This window comes from Thioalkalivibrio sp. AKL12 (assembly GCF_000377925.1).
GTDB lineage: Bacteria > Pseudomonadota > Gammaproteobacteria > Ectothiorhodospirales > Ectothiorhodospiraceae > Thioalkalivibrio > Thioalkalivibrio versutus.
This window is the reverse complement of sequence record NZ_KB898894.1, coordinates 198613-205031: the sequence shown is the minus strand read 5'-3', so window position 1 is coordinate 205031 and position 6419 is coordinate 198613. Positions and strand designations below refer to the sequence as shown.

The following is a 6419-nucleotide window of genomic DNA, read 5'->3' as shown; positions in this document are numbered from 1 at the left end:
GAACTGAGCTTCATCCAGCCGGGCAAACCGATGCAGAACGGCTTCATCGAACGGTTCAACGGCAGCTACCGCCGCGGGGTCCTGGACCTCTACGTCTTCCGAACGCTGACCGAAGTCCGGGAACACACCGAGCAGTGGCTGCAGGACTACAACGAAACCATCCCTCACGACGCGCTGGGGGACCTGACGCCGGTCGAATACCGGCAGTTACACACCCCGGAAACCTCTAGTTATGCGTGGACCTAATCCGGGGAAGTCGACACCGGCTCTCCGCTGCGCTGCGGCCGGGATGACGATGAGGGGGAGCGTCTAGCCGTACAGGCGTTGCGAAAAGCACTCGGAATCGCTACGAACCTTTTGTCATCCCGGAAGCTGCGGAGCAGTTATCCGGGATCTTCGCGGTGTGGGCTGCCCGTACGTTGGGGTGAATCTGGCGTGGGGAGATCCCGGCTCTCCGCTGCGCTGCGGCCGGGATGACGGGTTGGGATGTCGCTGTGGCGAGGAGGACAAGTCCGGGGGTTCTAGTGAGCGTATAAGCCGACGTGCTATCGACTTATGTCATCCCGGAAACCGCGCAGCGGTTATCCGGGATCCCCGTCGTTCGGGGTGGCGTAGATGTCGGGGCGTTCCTACGTGGGGAGATCCCGGCTCTTCGCTGCGCTACGGCCGGGATGACGGGTTGAGCGGGTGCCCTGCCAACTTCGAGTCTGCCACTAAGCGAATCGGCTAGAAGAGGTTGTCATAGAGGTCTCTCCAGGTGGGGTTTTCTGTTTCGACAAGGTCGATCTTCCAGGGGCGTCGCCAGCGTTTGATCTGCTTTTCGCGGCGGATGGCTTCGTCCATGGAGTAGTGTTGTTCGAACCAGACGAGGCGGTGGAGCTTGTAGCGGCGGGTGAAGCCGGGTACGAGGTCGTCGCGGTGTTGGGCGATGCGGCTGGGGAGGTTGCTGGTGACCCCGGTGTACAGGGTGCCTTCTCGCCGGTTGGTCAGGATGTAGACCGCCGGGTGCTTTTCCATGGTTCGCGTCCTTGCGAGGCCAGGTGTTGAGTTTGCCATGGATGTTGCGGTGGTCGCGCGTTCACCGCGTTTCGGGTGCCCTTGATGCGTGGGAGGCACAAGGGATTCCTCTGACTCCTACTCGTCATCCCGGAAACCGCGGAGCGGTTATCCGGGATCTCTGTGGCGCGGTGCGCCCGCGCGTTGGGGCGTGTCCGGCGTGGGAGATCCCGGCTCTTCGCTGCGCTACGGCCGGGATGACGGGGAGCGCACGTTGTGCCGGGATGACGGGAAGGGGCGGCGATGTACGGTCTGGTTGACGAGATGCGGTCAGGGGTTTGGGGGTAGGCGGCGGACGGTTTGGACGCTGCTGAGGGATTGGAGGCGGTCGAAGAGGTGGCTGAGTTCGCCGAGGTCGCTGAATTCGGCTTCCAGTTCCATGCGCACACTGCGGTCTTCGCGGTTGGTTTCGGTGTTTACGCGCAGGAGGTTGATGCCGCATTCGGAGAAGGCGTTGCCGACTTCGCCCAGCAGGCCGGGGCGGTCGTGGGCATCCACCTCCAGGGTGATCGCCTCGCGTTCGGGCTCTTCGCCCCAGGAGACGGGGATCAGGCGGCCGCGTTTGTCTTCCGGCATGTGCAGGATGTTCACGCAGTCGCTGCGGTGCACGGAGACGCCGGCGCCGCGGGTGATGAAGCCGATGATCGGATCCCCGGTCTGCGGATTGCAGCACTGGGCGCGCGTGGTGAGCAGCCCGCCGACGCCGCGGATTCGGATGTCGTCCGGTTTGGCTTCGCCCTCGTGGCGGCGCGGCCGCTGGGGCGCAGGGGTGGTGGCCGGCGGTTCCCCGGTGCGGGCGTCGCGCAGCTGGTGGGAGATGCGTCCGGCGATCTGGGCGGTGGTGACATCCCCCGCGCCCAGGGCAATCAGGAGTTCGTCGAAGGTCTGATACTTCATTGCCTCGGCCAGCGCGCGGCGGTCGAGGTTGTGGCCGCAGCCGAGGCGCTGGCATTCGCGATCGAACAGGTGCTTGCCGGTCGCCAGGTGTTCGTCCTGGTGCTGCTGACGAAACCAGGTGCGGACCTTGGAGCGCGCCCGGGCGGTGTTGAGATAGCCCAGCGCGGGGCTCAGCCAGTCGCGGCTGGGTCCGCCTTCGCGGGTGGTCAGGATCTCCACGCGCTCGCCGGACTTCAGTTTGTAGGTGAGCGGGACGATATGGCCGTCGACCTTGGCGCCGCGGCAGCGGTGACCGACCTCGGTGTGGACGGCGTAGGCGAAGTCCAGCGGAGTCGCGCCCTGGGACAGGTCCAGCACCTCGCCCTGGGGTGTGAGCACGAACACGCGTTGGTGCAGCGGTTCGCTCTGGATCTCGTCGAGCAGGTTCTGGTCGTTGTTGTCGGCGGCCTCCAGCAGCTGCCGCAGGCTGTTGATGGCGCGGTTGAGCGCCTGATCCTCGCGCCCGCCTTCCTTGTAGCGCCAGTGCGCGGCGACCCCCAGCTCGGCGAAGTCGTCCATCTCGCGGGTGCGGATCTGCACCTCCACGACCTTGCCCTCCGGTCCGACCACGGCGGTGTGCAGGGACTGGTAGCCGTTGTCCTTGGGGTTGGCGATGTAGTCGTCGAACTCGCTGGGCAGGTGGCGCCAGTCGTTGTGGACGATGCCGAGCACGGTGTAGCAGGTGGCCAGCTGGTCGACGATCACGCGGGTGGCGCGCAGATCGTACAGCTCCGACAGCGAGGTGCGCTTGCGCTGCATCTTTTTCCAGATGCTGTAGATGTGCTTCGGCCGGCCGAAGACCCGGGCCTCGATGCCGTCTGCCTGCAGGCGTGTCTTCAGTGTCTGGGCGAACTCTTCGACGTAGGATTCTCTTTCCGTGCGGTTTTCTTCGAGGCCCACGGCGATGTCGCGGTAGGTTTCGGGTTCCAGGATGCGCAGGGCGAGGTCTTCCATCTCCCACTTGAGCTGGCCCACCCCGAGACGGTTGGCCAGCGGTGCGATGACGTCGAGGGTCTCCTGGGCGAGGATGCGGGCGCCTTCGTCCGGCTCGCGGACCAGCAGGCGCAGGTGCTGGACGCGGAACGCCAGCTTGATCAGCACGGCGCGCACGTCGTCCACCATGGCCATCAGCATGCGGCGCAGGCGCTCGGCCTGTTCCGGACGCCCGGCCGGGGCCTCGAAGCGGCGGCGGACCAGCGCCGCGACGTTGGTGGTCAGCCGGGCCACCGCGGCACCAAAGCGCTGCTCGAGCTCGGCCGGCTTGAGCAGGTCCGCCAGATACACGGGTACCAGCAAGGTCGCGATCAGCGTCTGCCGGTCGACGTTGAGATGGCGCAGGATCTCCGCCACGTCCAGTGGATGCGATTCGAGCCCGGCGGTATCGACGGCCTCCAGTGCTTGATCCAGTGCCTCGGCCAGCTGCAGGCCGGTGGCGTCGTCCAGGGGCTGGCTGCCCGCAAAATGGCGCAGCAACGCGTCGCGGTCGAGCCCCTGCAGATCGGTATTGGTCAGCAGCGAATGGCGCATGGAGGCAATCGTCGAAACAGAGCGAGAGCCCTATTGTACGGGAGCGCAGAAGGTGGCGAGAGGCTTGCGAACGGGAGTAACCGGGATCAGGATCGGGATATGGCCAACTTGTTCAAGATCCTGCTGCTCGTGGGGCTGGGCTATGTCCTGGTAACTGCGCTCATCTTCGTGACTCAGGATCGTCTGATCTATCTGCCGTCCAGCACGGTGACCAGCACGCCGGAGCGCATCGGGCTGGACTACGAGGATGTCGAGCTGGTTACCGAGGATGGGGTGCGGATTCATGGCTGGTTCGTGCCGGGCCCGGAGGGCGACACGCCCGTGTTGCTCTTCCTGCATGGCAATGCCGGAAACATCGGTCACCGGTTGCATTCCCTACGGCAGTTCCACGAGCTGGGACTGGCCGTGCTGATTATCGATTACCGCGGCTACGGGCGGAGTGCGGGGCGCCCGGACGAGGCCGGCACCTATGCGGATGCCCGCGCCGCCTGGCAGTACCTGATTGATGAGCGTTCGGTTTCGCCAGAGGAGATCGTGCTGTTTGGCCGGTCGTTGGGGGCGGCGGTCGCGGCGGAACTGGCAACGGGGGTGGAGCCGGGGGCGGTGATCCTGGAGTCCGCCTTTACCTCGGCTGCGGATCTGGGGGCGCGGCATTACCCCTGGCTCCCGGTGCGGGCGCTGCTGCGGCACCAATACGACACCCTGGGCAGGATGGGCGCGATCTCCGCGCCCATCCTGCTGGCTCATAGTGCCGAAGACGAGATCGTGCCATTCGAGCATGCCAAACGCCTGCGGGCCGCCGCTACGAACGCGCGAGTGCTGGAGATGGAGGGTGGCCACAACGACGCCTTCCTGACCACGGGGGAAGACTACACGGAGGGCCTGCGGGCGTTCCTCCGCGATGCGGGTGTGGCGGTCTACGGCCCTCAATGACGAGCGGACAAAGAGACCGGATGGGGCAGGTCGAGGGGAGAACCCGTGTTTCCATCGTGGGAGATTGGTAGACTCCGCGGCTGTTTTGGTTGGAATGGATCTCCCTGGCGTCCGGAATGAGCGAATCTGCCGCAAAAGCCCCCCTGACGGTTACCTACTGTCGTGATGAGCAGCCGGAATGCGCGTCGGCGCCGGTGGTGATCCGCTATGGCGGGGCGAGCGGTGTGGAATGCGAGCCCGGGCGTCTGGAGATCCGCGTGGGGCTGGAGCCCCTGGGCGACGAGTCGGACTGGGCGGAATGCTGGTCGCTGCCGGACGGCGCCGAGGGCGAGACCGGGGTGGAAGGCTCGCTGAGCTACCTTCGCCACAAGGATTGCCTGATCGGTTGCTGGATTCAGCCGCTGGATGCCGCAGGCGACCCGGACCCCCTGACCGAGCGCGCGTACCGCGAGATCCTGGATGGCTGCCGTGCGCTGGGTTTCGAGCACCTGGTGCGGGTGTGGAACTATCTTCCCGCGATCAATGACCCGGTCGCCGGCCAGGAGCGCTATCGTGGCTTCTGCAGCGGGCGGGCGCGGGTGTTCGAGGCATTGCCGGAGTACGAACAGTTCCTGCCGGCGGCGACGGCGATTGGCACTCATTCCGACGGCTTGCTGATCTATTTCATTGCCACTCGCGAGGCGGCCGCGCGTATCGAGAATCCGCGCCAGGTCAGCGCGTATCACTACCCGCCTCAGTACGGGCCGCGCAGCCCTTCATTTGCCCGGGCGAGTCTGTGGCAGTCGGGGCCGGAATCGGCCGAGCTGTTTATCTCGGGCACCGCCAGTATTGTTGGCCATGAAAGCCGGCATGTTGGCGATCTCGAGGCGCAGATCGACGAAAGCCTGCGCAATGTCGGTGTGCTGCTGGAACAGGCCGCCACGGATCACCCGGTTCGGGTGGAGAGGCCGCGCGACCTGTCGCTGCTCAAGGTGTACCTGCGCCATGCGGCCGATGCGTCGGCCGCGGAACGTCACTTGCGCTCGCGCCTTGGTCACGATGTGCCGTGCCTGTTGCTGCACGGGGATATCTGCCGCGAGGAGTTGCTGGTGGAGATCGAGGGACTTTATTCGGAGCGTCTGACCACGACGTTCGCGACACCATGAAGGATTGATGCCGGGCCGGTCAGGCCGCCGACTTGCGGTGGCGCCGGTCCCTTGCCTGGGGAGTACACGCAATGCAGCCAACCACCAAGAAGCCACACCCGGTCCTGAAGGACTACTACGGGGATGAAGCCAGCCGGCGCGCCTACGTCGACGACCTGTTCGACCGGACTGCCCCGTATTACGACCGAATCCTGCGGGTCGGCTTCTTCGGCACCGGGCAGTCGTATCGCCGGTTTGTCCTGAAACAATCCGGTCTGGAGGCCGGCATGGAGGTGCTGGATGTGGCCACCGGCACCGGCCCGGTGGCGGAGGAGATCCGCAAGGTGGTGGGCGATGATCACCTGACCTGCGTGGACCCGAGCCGCGGCATGATGGATGTGGCCCGAACCAAGATGGAAGCCACGTTCGTGCAGAGCCTGGGCGAACAAATGCCCTTGCGCGACCAGCAGTACGACCGTTTGTACATGGGGTATGGGCTTCGCCATGTGCGCGACCTGCACGAGTTGTTCAGCGAGTACTTCCGCGTGCTGAAGCCGGGCGGGCGCTGCACCATTCTCGAGGTCTCGCGGCCACGTACGAAGTTCCAGTTTAGCCTGGCGCGTTTCTATTTCCGCGATTTTGTGCCGTTCGTGGGCAAGGTGCTCACCCGCGACCCGGACGGGCAACTGCTGATGCGCTATTTCTGGGACACCATCGATCAGTGCGTCCCCCCGGAGGACATCATGGAAACCCTGCGATCGGTCGGTTTCGAAGACGTGCAGCGCAATGTCCAGCTCGGCGTCTTCAGCGCCTACATGGCGACGCGCCCGGCCGGGTAGGGTT

6 protein-coding genes are annotated in these 6419 nt (G+C 65.4%); 4 read left to right on the top strand and 2 right to left on the bottom strand.

The features are described 5' to 3' along the window. On the top strand, window positions 1-246 hold a 246-nt coding region (locus D579_RS0106695; RefSeq protein ID WP_018951490.1), incomplete at its 5' end, for an integrase core domain-containing protein. A gap of 480 nt (window positions 247-726) precedes the next feature. Here D579_RS0106695 and D579_RS0106690 read toward each other — a convergent pair. Together D579_RS0106690 and D579_RS0106685 are read right to left on the bottom strand one after the other, a co-directional pair. Continuing rightward, the gene (locus D579_RS0106690; protein WP_018951489.1) at window positions 727-1017 is read right to left on the bottom strand and encodes a GIY-YIG nuclease family protein; all 291 of its coding nucleotides are present in this window, start codon (window positions 1015-1017) and stop codon (window positions 727-729) included. A gap of 309 nt (window positions 1018-1326) precedes the next feature. Further along, window positions 1327-3519: a bifunctional (p)ppGpp synthetase/guanosine-3',5'-bis(diphosphate) 3'-pyrophosphohydrolase gene (locus D579_RS0106685; protein WP_018951488.1), complete on the bottom strand. Its 2193-nt coding sequence runs from the start codon at window positions 3517-3519 to the stop codon at window positions 1327-1329. Window positions 3520-3618: 99 nt separating this feature from the next. Here D579_RS0106685 and D579_RS0106680 point away from each other — a divergent pair, with 99 nt between their 5' ends. The 3 genes from D579_RS0106680 (at window position 3619) to D579_RS0106670 (ending at window position 6415) form a co-directional block, all read left to right on the top strand. Further along, the gene (locus D579_RS0106680; protein WP_018951487.1) at window positions 3619-4452 is read left to right on the top strand and encodes an alpha/beta hydrolase; all 834 of its coding nucleotides are present in this window, start codon (window positions 3619-3621) and stop codon (window positions 4450-4452) included. Window positions 4453-4568: 116 nt separating this feature from the next. Continuing rightward, a complete protein-coding gene (locus D579_RS0106675; RefSeq protein WP_018951486.1) occupies window positions 4569-5597 on the top strand; it encodes a hypothetical protein in 1029 nt (342 codons plus the stop codon). Between the two features lie 71 nt (window positions 5598-5668). Beyond that, complete coding sequence (locus D579_RS0106670; RefSeq protein ID WP_018951485.1) at window positions 5669-6415, top strand: class I SAM-dependent methyltransferase; 747 nt, start codon at window positions 5669-5671, stop codon at window positions 6413-6415. Window positions 6416-6419: the final 4 nt, after the last annotated feature.